Source organism: Mycolicibacterium sp. HS_4_1, from assembly GCF_054515875.1.
Window position 1 is genome coordinate 1,893,426 of sequence record NZ_CM137261.1, and the last position, 19,136, is coordinate 1,912,561.

General features: G+C 64.8%; 18 protein-coding genes. 3 read left to right on the forward strand and 15 right to left on the reverse strand.

The window, feature by feature from the left end; genetic code table 11:
- Nucleotides 1-57: 57 nt before the first annotated feature.
- From istB (ACX12F_RS08975) to ACX12F_RS09035, 13 genes are all read right to left on the reverse strand, one after another.
- Nucleotides 58-861 (reverse strand): IS21-like element helper ATPase IstB, encoded by an 804-nt coding sequence (gene istB / locus ACX12F_RS08975; RefSeq protein WP_459366741.1) that lies wholly within the window; start codon nucleotides 859-861, stop codon nucleotides 58-60.
- Nucleotides 861-2,102, reverse strand: a complete 1,242-nt coding sequence (gene istA, locus ACX12F_RS08980) for an IS21 family transposase (RefSeq protein WP_459366742.1) — start codon at nucleotides 2,100-2,102, stop codon at nucleotides 861-863. Before istA (ACX12F_RS08980) ends, istB (ACX12F_RS08975) begins: the two co-directional genes overlap by 1 nt.
- 51 nt (nucleotides 2,103-2,153) lie before the next feature.
- Nucleotides 2,154-3,278, reverse strand: a complete 1,125-nt coding sequence (locus ACX12F_RS08985; RefSeq protein WP_459369244.1) for an IS110 family RNA-guided transposase — start codon at nucleotides 3,276-3,278, stop codon at nucleotides 2,154-2,156.
- Nucleotides 3,279-3,614: 336 nt separating this feature from the next.
- Nucleotides 3,615-4,885, reverse strand: a protein-coding gene (locus tag ACX12F_RS08990; RefSeq protein ID WP_459367093.1) for an IS3 family transposase whose coding sequence is annotated in 2 segments (ribosomal slippage) — nucleotides 3,615-4,612 and nucleotides 4,612-4,885 — 1,272 coding nt in all. Because the reading frame shifts where the segments join, the coding sequence is not laid out codon by codon here.
- 35 nt (nucleotides 4,886-4,920) lie between these two features.
- Nucleotides 4,921-5,355, reverse strand: coding sequence for a hypothetical protein (locus ACX12F_RS08995; protein ID WP_459369245.1), 435 nt, complete (start codon nucleotides 5,353-5,355; stop codon nucleotides 4,921-4,923).
- Nucleotides 5,356-5,581: 226 nt separating this feature from the next.
- Nucleotides 5,582-6,394 (reverse strand): IS21-like element ISMyma9 family helper ATPase IstB, encoded by an 813-nt coding sequence (gene istB / locus ACX12F_RS09000; protein WP_459366461.1) that lies wholly within the window; start codon nucleotides 6,392-6,394, stop codon nucleotides 5,582-5,584.
- Nucleotides 6,394-7,611 carry an IS21 family transposase gene (gene istA / locus ACX12F_RS09005; protein ID WP_459370284.1) on the reverse strand — a complete coding sequence of 406 codons (1,218 nt, stop codon included), beginning with the start codon at nucleotides 7,609-7,611 and terminating at the stop codon, nucleotides 6,394-6,396. The genes istB (ACX12F_RS09000) and istA (ACX12F_RS09005) overlap by 1 nt, the downstream gene beginning before the upstream one ends.
- A gap of 840 nt (nucleotides 7,612-8,451) precedes the next feature.
- Nucleotides 8,452-9,510, reverse strand: a complete 1,059-nt coding sequence (locus tag ACX12F_RS09010; protein WP_459369246.1) for a hypothetical protein — start codon at nucleotides 9,508-9,510, stop codon at nucleotides 8,452-8,454.
- 94 nt (nucleotides 9,511-9,604) lie between these two features.
- The gene (locus ACX12F_RS09015) at nucleotides 9,605-10,429 is read right to left on the reverse strand and encodes a carboxymuconolactone decarboxylase family protein (RefSeq protein ID WP_459369247.1); all 825 of its coding nucleotides are present in this window, start codon (nucleotides 10,427-10,429) and stop codon (nucleotides 9,605-9,607) included.
- Nucleotides 10,430-10,445: 16 nt separating this feature from the next.
- Nucleotides 10,446-11,258, reverse strand: coding sequence for a mycofactocin-coupled SDR family oxidoreductase (locus ACX12F_RS09020; RefSeq protein ID WP_459369248.1), 813 nt, complete (start codon nucleotides 11,256-11,258; stop codon nucleotides 10,446-10,448).
- A complete protein-coding gene (locus tag ACX12F_RS09025; protein ID WP_459369249.1) occupies nucleotides 11,255-12,085 on the reverse strand; it encodes a mycofactocin-coupled SDR family oxidoreductase in 831 nt (276 codons plus the stop codon). Before ACX12F_RS09025 ends, ACX12F_RS09020 begins: the two co-directional genes overlap by 4 nt.
- 20 nt (nucleotides 12,086-12,105) lie before the next feature.
- A complete protein-coding gene (locus tag ACX12F_RS09030) occupies nucleotides 12,106-13,563 on the reverse strand; it encodes an aldehyde dehydrogenase family protein (protein WP_459369250.1) in 1,458 nt (485 codons plus the stop codon).
- Nucleotides 13,560-14,843, reverse strand: coding sequence for a cytochrome P450 (locus ACX12F_RS09035; RefSeq protein WP_459370285.1), 1,284 nt, complete (start codon nucleotides 14,841-14,843; stop codon nucleotides 13,560-13,562). Before ACX12F_RS09035 ends, ACX12F_RS09030 begins: the two co-directional genes overlap by 4 nt.
- A gap of 113 nt (nucleotides 14,844-14,956) precedes the next feature.
- On the opposite strand from ACX12F_RS09035, the gene ACX12F_RS09040 reads away from it, so the two are divergent.
- The 3 genes from ACX12F_RS09040 to ACX12F_RS09050 all read left to right on the forward strand — a co-directional run bounded on the left by ACX12F_RS09040 (nucleotide 14,957) and on the right by ACX12F_RS09050 (nucleotide 18,066).
- Nucleotides 14,957-15,556 (forward strand): TetR/AcrR family transcriptional regulator, encoded by a 600-nt coding sequence (locus tag ACX12F_RS09040; RefSeq protein ID WP_459369251.1) that lies wholly within the window; start codon nucleotides 14,957-14,959, stop codon nucleotides 15,554-15,556.
- Between the two features lie 183 nt (nucleotides 15,557-15,739).
- Nucleotides 15,740-16,579: a mycofactocin-coupled SDR family oxidoreductase gene (locus ACX12F_RS09045; protein WP_459369252.1), complete on the forward strand. Its 840-nt coding sequence runs from the start codon at nucleotides 15,740-15,742 to the stop codon at nucleotides 16,577-16,579.
- 47 nt (nucleotides 16,580-16,626) lie between these two features.
- Entirely contained in the window at nucleotides 16,627-18,066 is a 1,440-nt protein-coding gene (locus ACX12F_RS09050) for an aldehyde dehydrogenase family protein (RefSeq protein WP_459369253.1), read from the forward strand.
- Between the two features lie 8 nt (nucleotides 18,067-18,074).
- Here the strand turns inward: ACX12F_RS09050 and ACX12F_RS09055 are convergent, their stop codons facing one another.
- Both ACX12F_RS09055 and scnC read right to left on the reverse strand, forming a co-directional pair.
- Entirely contained in the window at nucleotides 18,075-18,413 is a 339-nt protein-coding gene (locus ACX12F_RS09055) for a thiocyanate hydrolase (RefSeq protein ID WP_459369254.1), read from the reverse strand.
- Entirely contained in the window at nucleotides 18,410-19,129 is a 720-nt protein-coding gene (gene scnC / locus ACX12F_RS09060; RefSeq protein ID WP_459369255.1) for a thiocyanate hydrolase subunit gamma, read from the reverse strand. The genes ACX12F_RS09055 and scnC overlap by 4 nt, the downstream gene beginning before the upstream one ends.
- Nucleotides 19,130-19,136 lie beyond the last annotated feature (7 nt).

Genomic DNA, 19,136 nt, shown 5'->3' on the forward strand with positions numbered 1-19,136 from the left:
TGAAATTTGACCCCCTGGTGGCAGGTGAAAGTTGACCCCCTGGGTGGTGGTTGGTGATTATTCCTCGGTGGTGGTGGCCGCGGTAGGTGTGCGGCCGAGGTCGCGGTTTTTGAGTCGGTAGCTGTCTCCTTTGAGGGTGATGACTTCGGCGTGGTGCACGAGGCGGTCGATCATGGCCGCGGCGACGACGTCGTCGCCGAAGACTTCGCCCCAGCGGCCAAAGGCCTTGTTGGAGGTGACGATCAGGCTGGCGCGTTCGTAGCGGCTGGACACCAGTTGGAAGAACAGGTTGGCGGCTTCGGGTTCGAACGGGATGTAGCCGACTTCGTCGACGACGAGCAGTGGGTAGCGGCCCAGCCGGGTCAGTTCGTGCTGGATGCGCCCGCCCTGGTGGGCTTCGGCCAGTCGGGCGACCCATTCGGCGGCGGTGGCGAACAGGACCCGGTGACCGGCTTGGCAGGCGCGGATCGCCAGTCCGGTCGCCAGATGGGTTTTGCCGGTGCCGGGTGGTCCGAGGAATACGACGTTGTCGCGGGCGGTGACGAAATCCAGGGTGCCCAGGTGCGCGATGGTGTCGCGTTTGAGTCCGCGCGCGTGGTCGAAGTCGAATTCCTCCAATGATTTTCGTGATGGGAACCGGGCTGCTCGGATACGTCCTTCCCCGCCGTGGGCTTCGCGGGCGGACACTTCACGTTGCAGGCAGGCGGCCAGGTATTCCTCGTGGCTCCAGTTCTCTGCGCGGGCTCGTTCGGCGAGCCGCCCGGTGGCCTCGCGCAGCGTGGGTGCTTTCAATGCCCTTGTGAGATAGGCGATTTCAGCGGAGACATCCCGGCCAGTCGGGATGGTTTTCGCGGTCGCCATCAGGCCACTCCGCCATCGAGGTCCACACCGAACGCGGTGTCGTAGTCGGTCAGTGATCGGGTCACGACCTCCGGTTCGACCGTGGTGTGCTTGGCTGTTATTCGCCTGCGCCGTAGTACTTTCGCCGCCTCAACGTGGGTCGGGTCCGACAGGGTCTGATGCGTTGCCCAGATCCGGTCATGATCGGCGACCAGGTCCCCGTCGCAGAATGCGTGGACCCGATCCAGATCCGCGCGCACCAGCACCCGTCGTCCGACCGCACTGGGATGCACCGAGTAGTCGTTGCCGTCCAGCCGCACATAGTGATCGCGCGGCAAGCGCAGCGAGGCGCACCACCCCGTCGCAGGGGAGACTGGTGGCAGCGCCAGCATCGCGGACCGATCGGCGGCGATCCGATCGGTCGGGGTGCAGCCCAGCGCGCGGCGCGGCCGGGTGTTTACCAGGGCCAACCAGTCGGCCAGTTGGGTGTTGAAATCCGCCGGTGACGCGAACGTGCGCCCGGGCAGAAACGAGCGCTCCAGGTAGTCGTGAGACCGCTCGATGAGCCCTTTGGCTTCCGGGTCAGCGGGCCGGCAGACGATCACCTTGGCGGCCAGCACCCCGCGGAATGCCTGGCACTCGGTGGTCAATTCGACGCGTCCGGCCCGCCAGCGCCCGATCGCTCCTTCACCGTCCCAGACCAGTGCCCGCGGCACCGCGCCCAGGCCCGCGATCAGCTGCCACCACCCGGCGAACAGATCCTCGCTGCGGCGACTGGGAATCAGGATCGCTGACAGCCAGCGCGAGTAGGCGCAGATCATCGTCAGCACCGGCAACAACGCCGGTTTGCGGACCTGACCGAACCCGACCGGTACCGTCACCGGCGGAAACCACAGGTCGCACTGGGCGATCTCCCCAGCGGCATAGGCCGTGCGGGAGGCCGGGTCCGGCGGCAGATACACCGGCCGCAACTCGGCCACCCGCGCCGATAACGTCCGGATCGACCGGCTCCACCCAATCCGCTCGGCGATCACCGTCGCCGGCATCGTCGGATACGCCGCCAGCAACTCACGAATCCGCGGCTCAACCTCGTCAACAATCGAACCACGTTGTGGTCGTTCATATTTCGGTGGCACGTCCTGCGCCAACGCGGACTTGACGGTGTTCTTCGATATCCCCAACATTCGGGCGATCACCTTGATCGGCATCTTCTCTGCCCGGTGCAACCGCCGAATCTCTGCCCAATCTTCCACTGACAACATTCCCTTCTGATCCTCCTGGCTCGGGTAAAGCCAGGTCACCGGACCAGGGGGTCAAAATTCGGTTGCCGCGCGGGGGTCAGTTTTCAAGCGCCGCTGACAGATGTTTTTGGCCTGCCGTGCCGGGCGCAGGTCGGTGTACTCGGGCACGTCGATCTGGCGGGTCAGCAGCTTGAACATTTCCCGCGCGATCGCGCGTTTGAGCTTGCGCAGGATCTCCTTTTTGCTGTGCCCTTTCGCGGTCTGTCGTTGGACGTAGTCCTTGGTCGGCTGGTGGTGGGACATCCGTACCAGGGCGATGCGATGCAACGCGTGGTTGGCAGCGCGGTCCCCGCCGCGAGACAGGCGGTGCCGGTTGGTTTTACCTGAGGATGCGGGCACTGGTGCGGCGCCGCACAGGGCGGTGAATGCGGCCTCGCTGTGCAGTCGGTGCGGGTTGGCCCCGGCAGTGATGAGCAGTTGGGCCGCGGTGTCCGCACCGACACCGTAGGCCGCCCGCAACCCGGGATTGGCCGCGGTGACGATCGCGTCGATCTGGTTCTGGAGGGCTTCGGCTTGGGTTTCGAGGAACTGCACCCGTTGGGCGAGCATCTTGGCCGCGGTGAGCGTCGACTGCGCCCACGGCTCGGTCAAGGTGTCGGGACGGCAGCGGGCGATCGCCTCGATCATCTTCAATGTTGTTAAGCCACGGTACTTTTCACGCACCTCATCCGGCGCCGATACCAACAGGGCTTTGATCTGGTTGATCACTGCGGTGCGGTGCTTGATGGCCGAGCGGCGTGCGATGTGCAAGGCGCGCAGCCCGGCGGTCGCCTGGTCTTTGGGGCTGGCCAACCCGTCGCCGGCCAGTGCGGTCCGCGCGGCGCTGTAGGCATCGAGCGGATCGGACTTGCCTTTGAGGCGGCGGGTGGATTTGACCGCCCGGGTCACCTCGACGACCTCGATGCCAGCGGCGGTCAGCGCCCGGGTGAATCCGGCGCCGTAGCTTGCGGTGCCTTCCACCCCGATCCGCTCCACCTGGCTCAGCGAGATCAGGAACTTGATGGCTGCGGCGTATCCGGCACGCGTGGTCGGGAACTCCCGATCATCAACAGCGGCACCAGTCATGGTGATCGCGGCGACGTGGATGGTGTCGGCGTGGGTGTCCGCGCCGGCGACGATAAGCACAGATTCTGTCAAGATGATGGTGTCCCTTCTGACCAGCGTTCGGTGGGCACACCGGCCAGGACGGGCAGACAAGACATTGATGAGGAACGGTCCAGGCTCCTGATTAAGTCATGTCCGTCCTGTCCGGCGTGAACAAGACGCGCACCACGCAGGCCGGACAGATCAATTGATGGACAACCCAGCAGGGTGTCAGTCGTACCCGGAGTCACGACCTGCGCGCGGTGACGCTTTTACATCATCAACGCTCTTACATCATCAATGTCGTACCCATGAGTGATTATACAAACATGTGTTCGAATACAGACTGTCTGAGATACCTGAATCGCCCCGAGTTTGGTGCACACCTGGTTATGGGTGTGCAGCCTCGGATTGGGCTGTCTTCGTAGCGTAGTAGATCTGCTCGTACTCGATCGGTGGGATGCGGCCCAGTCGGTGCATGAGCCGATGGGTGTTGTACCAGTGCACCCAGTCGGCGGTGAGCAGTTCGACGTCGGTCAGGCGGTGCAGGGGGCCACGCCGCAGCGGTGAGTCGTCGCGGACGGCCTCGGTCTTGTACAAGCCGATGGTGGTCTCGGCCAGGGCGTTGTCGAAGGCGTCCCCGACCGTTCCGATCGACGGCACCAATCCCGATAGCGACAAGGTCTCCCCGAACCGCACCGAGGTGTACTGCGACCCCGCATCTGAATGGTGAATTGTATTGCCCGTCAATGGGTTACCCTCACGGCGCCGTAGCTCGGCGGCGTGCTGGATCGCCCGGCGTACGAACCGGTCTTCCTTGCTCGCTGAGCAGGTCCAGCCAACGATCCGTCCGGCGTAGGCGTCGATGGCGAACGCGGTGTAGACGAACACCCCGCCGGCCAGCCGGACATAAGTGAAGTCGGCCACCAGCAGCATGTTAGGGGCCGGCACCCGGAATTGGCGGTCCACCAGATCCGGAGCGCGGTCGGCCGCCGGATCGGCGATGGTGGTGCGGACCTTCTTGCGCCGGCGCACACCCTGCCAGCCGTTGGCCTTCATCAGGCGCTCGACGGTGCAGCGGGCCACCGGGATGCCCTGGCGCTGTAGGTGCGCCCACATCTTCACCGCGCCATACAACGACTCGGGCTTGCGTCGGCCCGCCTCGTCAGGTTCGTAGTAGCCGGCCAACACCTCGGTGATGACGGTGTCCCACAAGGCCCGCGCCGACGGCGGTCGGGCCAGCCAGGCGTAGAAGGTTCTCGGGGCGATCTGGCAGCCATGCTCGGACAGCACGCGGCAGATCGGAGCGACCCCGAACCGAGCGCGATGCTCGGCGATGAACCCGCAAATCAGCGGTGTCGCGGGTCGCTCTCCCGCGCGAAGAAACTTGTTGCCGCCTTGAGGATTTCGATGGTTTCCTCAAGCTCACGGTTCTTACGTTTGAGTTCCCGCAACTCCCGTGCGGTATCGGACGGGACACCATCGCGGACCCCGGTATCGACCTCGGCCTGGTTGACCCACCGGCGCAGCGATTCGTAGGACACCCCCAACCGCTTGGCGACCGCGGTGATGCAGGCCGTGCGGGTTTCGTACTCCTCGGCATGGTCAGTGACCAGCCGCACCGCCCGGGCCTTGAACTCCTCGTCGTACTTCTTCGGCATGATGCGGACAACCTTCCCTCGAAAGAAGGTGTGCATCAAACTCGGGGCGATTCAGCGGCCACCAATGCGCGACCTTCGTCAGCCAGAAGCTCGCGCCCGTGTTCGTCCGTCAGATCGATAATCGAGCCAATGACATCTTCAGCAAAAGACTCGGCGGTGAACGGTTGCTCGTTTACTCGCTCCCCGGATACGAGTTGGTCGATGTGCCCTGGTGACATGTCGAAGAGTTCGGCTACCTCGCGGATCCACTCGGGCAGGTATCGGTCCAGGACAGCTCGACCCAACCGAGCGACACTGGTCCAGACATCGCCGAGCAGAGGATCTTGAGCAGCGACGACGTCACTGAACGCTAGAAGTCCGGCGAATGGTCCTTCAGAGAATGCTGCGGTGACGCTCTCAAGCCCGGCAGACTCGGCCACCGTTGGTGACTCGACGCGACTGTGACTTTCGGGTTCTTCGACGCTGGTCATCTCGTGCCTCCCGTGTGATGGCGTCCGGTTCCGATTGAGCAATTCACAGCGCACCACGACCCCGTCGAATTAGTACCGAAATGAGCAAATGGGAGCTAGTACTTGACCGGTTGAGGTGAGCCCTTCGTAGTGGTCCAGATTGTGCGACTCTGTTGCCCGGTTTGCGGGCAAGTGTCAGCTCCGGTCGAATCCTGAGCAGCCTGCTCCGGTCGAAAAGTGAGCAGGTTTACGGGGTTGAGTCTGCCTGACGATCGACTTCTACGGAGGGCAGTGACTCGATCGCGGTGTGTTTGATGCGGTAGCTGGTGCCTTTGAGGGCGATGACGTCGGCATGGTGGACGATGCGATCGATCATCGCCGAGGCGATGGTGGCTTCACCGAAGACCTGTCCCCACCGCGAGAACGGCAGGTTGGAGGTCAAGATGATCGACGACTTCTCGTATCGGGTCGAGACGAGCTGGAAGAACAGGTTGGCTGCCTCGGTGTCGAACGGGATGTAGCCGACCTCGTCGATGACGATCAGCCCGTAGCGGGAGACCTTGCGCAGTTCGGCATCGAGTCGGTCGATGCGGTGGGCTTCGGCCAGGCGAGTGATCCAGCCGGTGGCCGGGGCGAACGCGACCCGGTGCCCGGCGTGGGCGGCGGCGATGGCCAGCGCGGTCGCCAGATGGGTTTTGCCGGTGCCTGGCGGCCCGAGCAGCACGATGTTGCGGGCTTCGGCCAGCCAGCCCCCACCTTCCAGTCGGGCGATCTGAGCGCGATCGACGGCGGGTTGAGCGGTGAAGTCGAAATCAGTGATCGTCTTGATCGCAGGGAAACCCGCATACCGGATACGTTGGCGTGCACCGGATTCAGCGCGGGCATTGGACTCCACCGCCAACACCGCACCCAGATAGTCCTCCAACGACCAGTTCGCCGCCCGGCCTTGCTCGGCGAGACGGTGATAGTGCGCGGCGATCCGCGGAGCTTTGAGGAGGCGAGCTTGATGGGCGATGAGCTTGTCGGCATCACCTGGGGCCGGGGTGCGCTTGGTGGCCATCAGGCGACCTCCCCAGTCCCGAAGATCGCGTCGTAGGCACTCAGGTCAGCGACCTCGACGCTGACATCGAGATGAGCGCCGGCGGTCGGGCGGGTACGGAACTGCTCGCGCAGCACCGCCGCAGCGGCCACGTGTTCGGGGTCAGACACTAATCCTGCTGTGCCCCAAAGTCGTTCATGATCAGCAACCACACGATCGCCACACAGGCCGGTGATTCGGTCCAGGCTGGCCCGCAGGGTGATCATGCGGCCGATCACCTCCGGATGGATCGAGTACGAGTTGCCACCGAGGCTGAGGTAGTAGTCGCGGCCCAGACGCGTGGTCACCGTCGTGCCGGTCACCGGGGCCACCGGCGGTAGCGTGGCCATCGCCGCCCGGTCGGCGACGAGTGCGTCCGCGGGGATCATCCGGGTGCCCGCGTGGGTGCGCCTGTTGGCATACGAGGCCAGCCAGCCGTGCAACTGAGCATTGAAATCGGCCGGTGAGGCGAAGGTGCGCCCGGGCAGAAATGACCTACCCAGGTAGCCGTTGGCGCGTTCCACCACCCCTTTGGTTTCGGGATCATAGGGCCGAGCTTGGATCAGTCGGGTTCCCAACACCCCGCAGAACCCAGCCACCCCTTGAGCGAGGCGGCGGCGTTGACCAATGCCGGACTCGTTGTCCCACAACAGACTCCGAGGAACGCCACCGATGTTCTCGGCGATCAGCTGCCACATCCCGGCCAGCAGATCCCCGGTTACTCGCGACGGAATCATCACCGCGGCGATGAACCGCGAGTAGGCGGCCACCATCACCAGCACCGGAAACGACCGAGCTACTCCGCCGTGATCAGGGACCAGCTGGCCGGGGAACCACAGATCGCACTGCACCTGCTCACCGGGCAGATGCACCAACCGGTCGCTGGGATCGGGTGGGGTGTACTCCGGGCGGATCCTGGTCACGTTCTCTGCGAACCAGGAATGCCCACCCGTCCAACCGACCCGCTCAGCGATCACGGTCGTCGGCATCAGCGGAAACTCGGTGAGCAAGGCCCGTACCGCTGGTTCGATCTGCGCCCACGCCGAGGTCTTCACCGGCGCCCGCTCATAACACGGTGGTGCATCCGCCCGCAACGCTCTGGCCACGGTGTTTCGCGACAAGGACAGCCGCCGCGCGATCGCAGCTTGCGACAGTTTCTCCGACCGATACAGCCGGCGAATCTCCGCCCAATCCTCCACAGTGATCACTCTCCAATCGAAAGGTGAAGTGCTCACTTTTCGACCGGAACTACCTGCTCACTTTTCAACCGGAACTGACAGGCAAGGAAGGATCGATGACGATATGACATCGAAGAAGCGCCTGCCGTCACACCCCGGATCAGATCGTCCGCAAGCTCGCTGGGGGTAGTTGATTGTGAGCGGGCTCATCGTCGCTATCGCGCCGTCTATTGTGTGTCGTTCTTTGGGAGGTGCTTTAGTCCGCTGCTGCCATCAGAGATCGAGCCCGTGGCCCGCGCTGTAGTGTTGGTCTTTCTCGACTTGTCCTTTCATGCCTCGCAACGAGGCCTGTTCGCCATCATCTCGGCACAGGCTTCCGAGACAGAGTTGGTCACACTGGCCGCTGGGTTGTCCAAGGCAGGCCGGGTTGGCGGGGGTGACTCCGCGCATCGTCGGGACTCGCAGCTCCGGGCGACTTGGGATGGGGGACCGACCGAACTCCGAGCTGGTGGCGACTTCGCAATACCGACCCGTCGGCTCGCACCTTCATTCGACGATCTCGGTGCCGATCTAGCGCACGCGCTTATTGCGCAGCTTGGACGACGGTAGGTGTCCGAGCGCAGTTCGGTCGAGGCGCACGAGCGAAACTCCATTGTGCGCACAGTGTGCCAAGAGGCGCAAAAACAGGCGATAGGCCGTCGGTGCCGTGAAGTAGGTGCGACGCGCTGACGTGCGCAGATCCGCATTTAACACATAGATGAGACGCCACGAATACGCCAAAAAGCTAGCTACCCGCCAGCGGTCGGCGGTTCGATACCGTCCGCGCCCACTCTTCATCCCGGCCCGCACGGCCACAGCCGCTCAGGCAGCCGCCTGAGCGGTCGCAGCGGTTTTCTGGTCGTGGACCTTGTTGTCGGCGTTGGTCTTTGGCTTCGTCGGGGTGGTCTTCTTCGCCGTCTTGCTGCCGGTGTCCGACTTGCCTGAATCAGTGGTCGAGCTGGCTGTTGCCCCGGTGGTGTCCGACTTGGTTCCGGTGGAGTCCTTGGTGCCGGTCGTCGTGGGCGCGGTTGCTGTCGGTACGGGCTTCACGGCGGGCTTGATCTTTGTCGCGGCAATCTTCGGCACGGCGGTGGCTGCCACTCCGGCTGTCGAGGCAGGAATCGAGGCGGGCGTGGTGGCGGCCACGGGCGCCACCGCTGCCACGGCGGCCGCGGGCTGGGTGGCCAGCGCCTTGGCGATGGTCTGTTGTGCGAAGACGATGCCGTCGACGACCTTGCCGGCACCGGTGCTGAGCCCTTGGACGACGAGCTTGACGCCGTCGACCACAGCAGTGACGAGATTGCCGAGGTTGATGGGCAGCAGGGCTGCGACGACGTTCTGACCGGCGGTGATCGCCGACGTCGCGACGTCATTGAATCCGCCCAGCAGGCCGGCGCCGAGGCCGATGAGCGCTGCTGGGACCGCGCCTTGCAGTGCCTGTTGCACTGCCAATTGGCGCTGGTTGCGGTCAATTGTGGAGACCAGGATCGGCCCGCCGATCGCGGTCACCGCCCCGACCAGTCCGGCTTCGACGGTGCCGAGCGCGCCGACGAGGTCTCTGGCGAGCACCTGCTGGGTGACGGTGACGATCAGCCCCGGGATGGCATTGATGGTCTGTTGGACCCCCTGGCCTGCTTTGACCAAGCCGGCGCTGATCGTCACGAAGTCGTCGACCTGATTGACCACCCACTGTCTGAAGGCGGGGAACTGCAGGATGTCGGCGACCGTGGCGGTGAGCTGGATATGCGGCATCTGCACGCTGTGGAGCACCGGTGCCGGCAGGGTTGTCAGCGTCGGGGGTGGGGGACCGGCCACGATGACGCCCGCGGCCATGACAGCGGCGGCGGTGGGCAGACTCAAACGGGTTGCGAGTGTATGCATCTGAAAGCTCCTGACCGAGGGTGTGGAACTCGAGCAATATTGACGGTATCGACAAATATTTCTCGGTGTGGAGCTATCACAAAGTTCGCGGCGCCTACGGGCCGAAAGCGGCGCTACCGCCGGCCTCGGCGGCCCATTCCTGCGCGACGCGCTGCTTTTGCTCGGCGGCAACCTGGCTCAGATGCGCGGCCTTGGGCCAGCCGTTGTGCGCGGCGAAATGCAGTATCAGTTCGTCCATTTCGGCGAACGACACGTCGCGGCTCTTCAGCGCGGCGTAGACGTGGCTGACGATCGGAACGGGCGCGTCCTGGAAGGCTACGCAGGCCACGGTGATCAGGCGCCGTTCCTTTCTGGCCAGCCCGGGCCGCAGCCACATCTCGCCGAACACGAAGTTCAAGATGCCGGCCCCTTGGAATGGGTTGTCCCCGTTGGGGGCGAAGGGTAGGCAGTTGATGTCCTTGAAGCATTCCGCGCCGACGGCCAGCCGGTCTTCGGGATCGCTGGGGGTGGAGAGCGGCAACAGCGGTTCGGGCTCGGGCAGCGGCAGGCCCCGTTCCTCGTGGATTCGAGTCCACTCCTGGTCGACGACCATATTGAACCGGGACGCCTTCGGCCAGCCCGCGTACACCGCGAAATGCAGCACGGTTTCCCGGATTTCGAGGACCGTGATGTCGCCGCTGTTCAGTGCGGCGTAGACGTGGGCGCGTAACGGGTCTTCGGCATCGGCATCCGCGACACAGGGGAGGGTGATGAATCGTCGCTCGCGCCGGGTCAGGCCCGGACGTTGCCACACATCGGCGAAGACGAGATTCAGCAGGTGGTCGTCCACCGGTGTCGATTGCGGCGGTGCGGAAACCGTCATGATGTCGGCGTAGGCCAGCCTGCCGCGCTCGGTACGGTCCGCGTCGAATCCGGTCATGCTCGTCCTTTCTGGCTCACCGAATGGTGACGCCGGCATCGACTTTGAATTCGAGACCCGTGACGTATCGGGATTCATCGGACGTCAGGTACAGCACCGCGTTGCTGATATCGATGGCCTCGGCCATGACGACCGGCAGCGCGTTGGCGAAAAGTGGTGCCAGGTCGGGACGTTTCTCCCGGATCAGGCTGTGCAGGGACGCAGGCTGCATTCCCGTCGGTACCCCTGTCGGATGCACCGTATTCACGCGGACCCCCACTGCGGCGAGCTCATTGGCCAAACTCTTGCTCAGCCCGACGACTCCGTGCTTTGCCGCGGTGTAGGGCAGGTGCAGCGGGGTTCCCTTGATGCCGGCGGCAGAGCTGATGTTGACCAGGCTGCCGCCGCGGTCGATGAGGTGGGGTAGCGCGGCCGCGCAGGTGTTCCACGTCCCGATCAGGTTCACGTCGACCACGGTGCGCCATTGTTCGGCGGTGGTGGTGTCCCACGTTCCCGCGGTGAGCACACCGGCGTTGGCAACCGCGCCGTCGAGACCGCCCAACTGCCCGACGCCGTCATCAACCGCAGCGCTCAATTCGTCGGCATCGCGAACGTCGACGACGTACGTCACCGCGCGGCGACCGTATTCCTCGACCAGCCTTGCGGTTTCGTCGAGATCCTCGCGCTTGGCCAGGGGGTACTCGAGGACGGGAAGAGACTCACAGACGTCGACGAGGATCAGGTCGGCGCCCTCCTCGGCCAGGCGTACCGCATGGCTGCGGCCCATGCCGCGGGCCGCGCCCGTGATCAGGATCTTCTTGCCGGCGACGCGCCCGGTTGCCACGCTCATAGCTTGTTGCAGAAGCCGGCATCGACCGGGAGCGTGACTCCGGTGATGTACTGCGCGGCATCGGAGACCAGGAAGGCGACGGCGTGGCTGATGTCTTCTGGTTCGAGTAACCCGACGGGCATGGGGTTCTGCAGATGTGGCCCGCCGTCGGGATAGTTCTCCAGGAAAGCCGTCATCGCCGGATTGACTGCCATCATGGTGTTGACGGCCGTCGGGTGCACGGTGTTGACCCGGATACTCTGCGGGGCAAGGACATTGGCCAAGGTCCGCATCAGTCCGACGATGCCGTGCTTGGACGCCGCGTACCCGAGGCCGCCGGCCTGCGAACCACCGAAGCCCTTCAACCCCGCGGTCGAGCTGGTGAAGACGATGGACCCGCCGCGCCCGCCGGCGACGATGTGCGGGATCGCGGCTTTGGCGGTGTGCAGCGCCCCGGTGAGGTTGACGTCGATGACGTCGGTCCACATCTCGAGTTCTTCTTCGATCGTCAATTCGCGGAACGCCATCGTCGCGATACCGGCATTGGCGCACACGATGTCGAGGCGGCCGAACTGCTCGACGCCGGCATCCACTGCCGATTTGAGTTCGGCGAAATCACGGACGTCGGCCACGACGGCGACGATCTTGCCGCCCACCGCTTCGACCAGCTCCGCGGTTTCGGCGAGTTCGTCCCGGCTGGCCATGGGGTAACCGTTCGATGCGATGTCAGCGCAGATATCCACGGCGATGATGCCGGCACCCTCTCTTGCCAGGTGCACGGCGTGGCTACGGCCTTGCCCACGGGCCGCTCCGGTGATGAACGCGACTTTCCCGTCCAACGATCCCATCTGATCTCCTTGCTGTGCACTCAAAGTTGGGCGTAAACCGTCTTGGTCTTCAGGAAGCTCGCGATGCCGTCGCGTCCCCACTCGTGACCCCAGCCGGACTGCTTGTAGCCGCCGAATGGCATCGAATGGTCGAACACCATCTGGCAGTTGAGCGTGACGGTGCCGGCGTCGAGGCGTTTGGCCAATCGGTGCGCGCGGCTGATGTCCCTGGTCCAGGCGGTCGCGGCCAGCCCGTACTCGGAATCGTTGGCCAGGGCCACGACTTCGTCGTCGTCATCGAACGGCAGGATCGCGACCACCGGTCCGAAGATCTCCTGCTGGTACAACCGCGCGCTGGGAGCGACATCGGTGAGAACCGTTGGGTGCACGAAGAATCCGCTGCGGTCGAGCCGTCTTCCGCCGGTGACCACCTCGACGCCGTCCCGGCGCCCTCCTTCGATGAAGCCCATCACCTGGTCGAGTTGTTTGGCGCTGATGATCGGGCCGATCAGGACTCCGTCTTCTGCCGGCGCGCCGAGCTTCACCGAGTTTGCGATGTTGGTGACACCCTCGACCACCTTGTCGAACACGCTGCGCTGGGCGAAGATCCGCGATCCGCTGATGCAACCCTGTCCAGAGTGGATGAAGATGCCCATCGCCGCCATCGTGATGGCGGTGTCGACGTCGGCGTCGTCGTAGATCAACACCGGCGACTTGCCACCCAACTCCAGCGCGACGCGCTTGAGGTTGCCGGCACCGGCGGCCTGCACGATCTGCTTGCCGACCTCGGTCGAGCCGGTGAACGCGACCTTGTCGACGCCGGGATGCGCGGTGATCGCCGCCCCGACCGTGTGGCCGTATCCGGTCACCAGGTTGACCACGCCGTCCGGAACTCCGGCCTCGGTGAGTATCCGCTCCAGCAGCAGAGCCGAAAGTGGCGTTTCCTCAGCAGGTTTGACGATGCAGCTGCATCCTGCGGCCAGCGCGGGCGCGAGCTTGGTGCACGCGTTGAACACCGGTCCGTTCCACGGGAAGATCAGCCCGACGACGCCGTAGGGCTCCTTGAGCGTGTAGGCGTGCATGGTGGTGAACGCGCCGGTGATGCCGCCGGTCTGCTGCACGTCGTGGGCGATGCCGTCGAGCTTGGTGCACCAGCCCGCGTAATAGCGGAACGACTCGGCGCACGTCGACATGATCATGAACGCCTGCCGGTACGGCATTCCCGTGTTCAGGGAATCGATTTGGGCAAGCTCGTCGGCGTGCCGGTCGATCAGATCGGCGGCCCGCCAAAGCACTTTGGCTCGTTCGTTGCCGGGTATGCCGCTCCACACGCCGGATGTGAAACTCTCCCGCGCACGGGCCACCGCCGTGTCGACCGCCTCGGCGCCGCCGTCCCGGAATTCGGCGATCACTTCCTCGTTGGCGGGGTTGATGATGGAGATGACGTCGCCGTTGCCAGGCCGATTCGCGATGTCTTCGAGCACCGACTGCACCGTCATCGCCGCACCTCCGTGAACTCGATGTGCAGCTCGGTGAGGCCGCGCAGCAGGAATGTCGGCTCGTAGCCGTAGTTGCGGTGGCCCGGGGCGCCGTGCTTGGCCTCGCTGATCTGGATGTCACTCATGCGGTCCAGCAGTCGGCTGATGGTGACCCGGCCTTCGACCCGGGCCAGCGGAGCGCCGGCGCAGGTGTGGATGCCGCGGCCGAAAGCGATGTGCTCGCGCACGTTCTTGCGTTCGAGGTGGAACTCGTTGGGGTCTTCAAACTTTCGGGGATCACGGTTGGCCGCGCCGAGGCACAGCATCAGCACCGTGCCGGCTTTGATCGGGGCGCCGCCCAGGGTGGTGGACTTGCGGCAGAGCCGGAAGTCCACCTTGGTGGGGCTCTCCAGGCGCAGTGCCTCCTCGATGAAAGGGGAGATCAGGCCGCGGTTTTCGCGCAGGCGGTGTTGCAGTTCGGGCCGGTCGCCGAGCACCTTGATCGCAGAGCTGAGCAGCTTGGTCACCGTCTCCTGTCCGGCGGCGAACAGGAACGTGGCCGGGCGTACGACCTCCAGTAGGGGCGGGATGGAGCCGTCAGGATAAGTGGCGGTGGCCAGCCCGGTGAGGACGTCTTCGCGCGGGTTCTCGCGGCGGTCGGCGATGTACCCGCTGAACAGATCATCAAGGTACTGAAGGGGATTGGAGCCCACAGGCTCGTGGTCCAAGGCGCCGACCCGGGACCCCGGGGCGTTGCCGGCGCCGAGATTGCGCCGGATCTCGGGGCGATCCTCATCGGGTACGCCGAGCAGATCCGCGATCGCCAGAGTGGCGAACGGCTTCCCGTACTCGCCGAGGAACTCACACTGGCCGTTTGCGATGAACTCGTCGAACTGCCGGTCGGCGAGGCTCCAGATGTAGTCCGCGTTCTCCTGCAGGCGGCGCGGCGTCAGCAGCCGACTCAGCAGAGACCGGGCCTTCTCGTGCTCGGGCGGATCCATCACGACCATGTGCTCGAAGATTGGGAACTCGTGACGGTGTGCCTCGATAAGCTCGCTGATGTCGTCCCCGGCCGGGGTGAACGGGAGCGGTGGGAACGGGCCACCGATGGCGTTGACTGCCGAGAACGATTCGACATCCTTGAAGGCCGCCTGAACTTCCTGATACCCGGTCACCGCGACCACGCCGTAGTGCGGTTCGCGCACCACAGGACCCTGCTCGCGCAGGTGATCCCAGTACGCGTAGGGATCTTGGGCGATCTCGGCGTTCGTGAAGTAGTCGACGTCGGCGAGGTCGGTCATGGTGGGCTGGGGCTGCATGAAGCCACTCCTGATCGATCGATCAAAATGATAGACTGCCGTATGCCTACCACGGACCGAGACGGCCGGTCAAGCAATCCGGAGCGGGTTCGTTGATGACGCAAGGGCGTAAATCCAAGGCCGACGACGGCGGCGCCCGGCAGCGCCTGATCGAGGCGACGGTGCAGATCATGCACGACGAGGGGTACGCAGCGGCCACTTCGCGGCGCGTCGCCGCCCAGGCCGGCGTCAAGCAGGCGCTCGTGTATTACTACTTCCCGACCATGGACGACCTGTTCGTCGAGGCCTTGCGGGCCGGTGGGGAAGTGGCGCTGGCACGGCTGCGCGCTGTGCTGCTCGAGGAGGACCCACTGCGGGCGTTGTGGTGCATCAACAGTGACCCGCGGCAGACCGTGTTGAGCACGGAATTCATGGCATTGGCCAACCACCGCAAGGCTGTTGGCGCGGAGTTGAAAGCGTATTCGGAGCGCGTGCGCGACATCGAAACCGCCGCGGTGACAATGGCGTTGCGGGCCAACGGCGTCGATCTCAATGACTACCCGCCGGTCGTGATCTCGATGATCGTCGCCCAGATCGCGCGCAGTGTCGGCAACGAGGGCGCCGTGGGTGTCACGCAGGGGCATGAGGAACTGCGCGCCTTCATCGACCGGCAGATCGATCTGCTGTCGAAACCGTCGGAAGTCGTGCGCGACTGACCGTCGGTCGGACTGCCTGGCGCCCCGCCTGTTTCGGCGGCCTGGCCACCTTCGACACATCTTGTCGTTGACACTGCGCGGCGGCTCATGTCATGGTTCCTGATCGATCGACAAAATTCCGAGTCGACGAACCGAACCGCCATTTCTGCGGCGGCGGTGACAACCAGACAGTGAGGTGGACCCATGGCGGGACGGGTAGAGGGCAAGGTCGCGTTCATCACCGGAGCGGCACGCGGCCAGGGCCGCAGTCATGCGGTGCGGCTCGCGGAAGAAGGCGCCGACATCATCGCCATCGACATCTGCGGCCCGGTGAGCAGCAACCCGCAGATTGCCCCGGCGACGCGGGATGACCTGGCCCAGACGGCAGATCTGGTCAAGCAGCTGAACCGTCGCATCGTCACCGCCGAGGTGGACGTGCGCGACTACGCGGCGGTGAAGGCCGCCGTCGACGGCGGTGTGGAACAGCTCGGCCGGCTGGACATCATCTGCGCCAACGCCGGCATCGGCAACGGCGGCCAGACGCTGGACCACACCAGCGAAGAAGACTGGACCGACATGATCGACGTCAACCTCTCAGGTGTCTGGAAGTCGGTCAAAGCCGCAGTGCCGCATCTCATCTCGCAGGGCCAGGGCGGCTCGATCATTCTGACCAGCTCGGTGGGCGGCCTGAAGCCCTATCCGCACACGGGGCACTATATTGCCGCCAAGCACGGCGTGGTCGGGCTGATGCGCACTTTCGCTGTCGAGCTGGGCCACCACTCGATCCGGGTGAACTCGGTGCACCCGACGAACGTCAACACGCCTCTCTTCATGAACGAGGGCACCATGAGGCTGTTCCGTCCGGATCTGGAGAACCCGGGTCCTGACGACATGAAAGTCGTCGCGCAGATGATGCACGTCCTGCCGGTCGGCTGGGTCGAGCCGGTGGACATCAGCAATGCTGTGCTGTTTCTGGCCTCGGACGAATCCCGTTATGTGACAGGTCTTCCCATGACTGTCGACGCCGGAAGCATGCTCAAGTAATCGCAAACGGGCCAGGGAAGGAGGGCATCATCGGAATCGGGGACGAATTGCCCAGTGGTGCACTCCTTCTCGGTGAGGATCGCGTCACCGGTGCTTCCGGCGGGACGCATCACCACGTCTACGCCGGCACTGGTCAGGTGAATGCTGTCGTCGAGATGGCCGGCGCCGCGGAAATCGACCGAGCGGTCGAGGCGGCCACGCACGCGCAGCGGCGGTGGATGTCGTACCCGCCCGACCGGCGCCGCGACATCCTGTTCGACCTGGCGGATCTCATCGGTGAGCACCACACAGAGTTCGCCCGGATCAACACCCACGACTACGGCGTTCCCACGGCGTTGGCCGCGACGTCGGTGTTGACAGAGCGCTTCTTTCGGTTCTATGCCGGGTACGTCGACAAAGCCGATGGGGCAAGCACTCCCGTGTCGGGTGGCTTCGACCTCAACCTGGTGGAGCACGAACCGTACGGCGTCGTGGGCGTCATCGCGCCATGGAACGGCGCCCTCGTGGTGGTCGGCCTGGCGGTCGCTCCAGCCCTGGCCGCGGGTAACGCCGTCATTGTGAAGCCATCGGAACTCGCGCCGCTGGCGGCACTTCGGTTCGGCGAGCTGTGCCTGGAGGCGGGTCTGCCGGCCGGACTCGTCAATGTGCTCCCAGCGGGAGCCGACGGTGGCGAGGCCCTGGTGCGGCATCCTGGAGTGGGCAAGATTCATTTCACGGGCGGCACTGCCACTGCCCATAGGGTGCTGAGGGCCGCCGCCGAGAACATCACCCCGGTGGTCGCCGAACTCGGCGGCACCGCTGCCGGCATCATCTTCGACGACGCCGATCTGGAGGCGGCCGCGAACCTGTCCGCGCACCAGGGCCCGATCATGCAGGCCGGTCAAAGTTGTGCCTGCAGCAGCCGAATACTTGTGCAAGACAGGATATATGACGCATTCATGGACAAGTTCCTCGCCGCAGTCGGGCGCGCGCCGATCGGTGACCCGCTGCGCCCCGATGTGCTCTTCGGGCCGGTCATCAACCAGGCGGCCGTCGACCGGATCCTGACGACCATCGATCGGGCGGCCACCGAGGGGTTCGGCAATCTTGTCCTGGGCGGCAACCGGATCGGCGGCGAGCTGGCCGAGGGGTTCTATGTCGAGCCGACCGTGTTCACCGATGTCGACAACCGGTCACCGCTGGCCCAGCAGGAGACCTTCGGGCCGGTCGTGTCGGTGCTTCGGTTCAGCGACGAGACCCAGGCAGTGGACCTGGCCAATGACACCCGGTACGGGCTCAACGCATTCGTCCACACCACGAATCTTCAACGCGCCCACACGGTGTCGCGGCAGCTCCACGCCGGGTCCGTTTGGGTGAACAGTCGAAGCGACATCCAGCCCCAAGGTCCTTACGGCGGCTACAAACACAGTGGAATCGGCCGGTCGGGGGGAATCGAAGGCTTCCGCGAGTTCCAGCAGACCAAGAACATTCGCGTCAAGTTGTCCTGATCAGCGCGTCAGGCCTCCAGCCTGGCCCGGACACTCGCGAGTCGTTCCCGCAGCTCGGCTTCGCTGATGACCCCGCGAGTGACCAGCGAGTGTGCGAGCGAGACGAGTTGGCTTTCCGGATACGGCAGACCGGCGTACACGGTTGCCGAGAGCGCGTCCTCCTCGTCGCGGCGCTCTTTGAAGCTGAGCACTTCCGTGTCACACGCCGAATGGTCGAGTGCGTCGCACAGACCGTCGAGGCTGGTTTTCCAAGGGGGAACCGGGTTTTCCACGCCCCACTTGGCGGCCATGCGCGACCACACCTGGTCACGGGTCACGATGTCCCGCAGTGGCGCGATCTCGCTCATCCGGCCGTTCCCGGGTGCACGGCCGGACGGGTCTTCTGGATCACGTTGGTCGTCACGCCCGGCTTGGGGAGCGCCACGCCGATCAGGCAGTCGCGCGTGATGATCTCTGCGAGTTGATCTTCGGTCCAGCCGTCGGTGCCCTCCGGACGCATCGGCATCACCATGAACCGATGCTTCTGGTTCGAGTCCTCGACCCGGACCTCGATGTCGTCGGGCAGATAGAGCCCGAATTCGGCCAGCACCTGACGCGGCCAGCGGACCAGGCGCCGCCGGTAGTTGGGCGTGCGATACCACTCCGGCGAATTCCCCAGAATCGGCCGGGGATAGCACGAGCACAACGCGCAGACGATGACGTGATGCACCGTCGGCGTATCGGCGAGGATCTGGAACGCGACGAAATCGCTTGGTGTGCCGAAGCCGGTGGGCTCCAGCCAGTCGACGCCGACGGCCTTGCTGGCAGCCAGTGAATCGTTGACGGCGAGTTCTTTGAACTCGGGATCCAGCCAGGCGCGGGCGACCAGGCGAGCGGCCGGCGTCGGCCCGATCTGTTCGGCGAATTCGGTGAACCGCCGATGCTCCTCGGCGGTGAAAATGCCCTTCTCGATGCACAATTCGCGCAGCGCGATCTCGAGCACCTCGAAGTCGGTGATCTCGTCGACCATGGGCTTCACCGTGCGGGCGTGGTCGTGGTCATGATCATGGTGGTGATCCGACATGCAAATC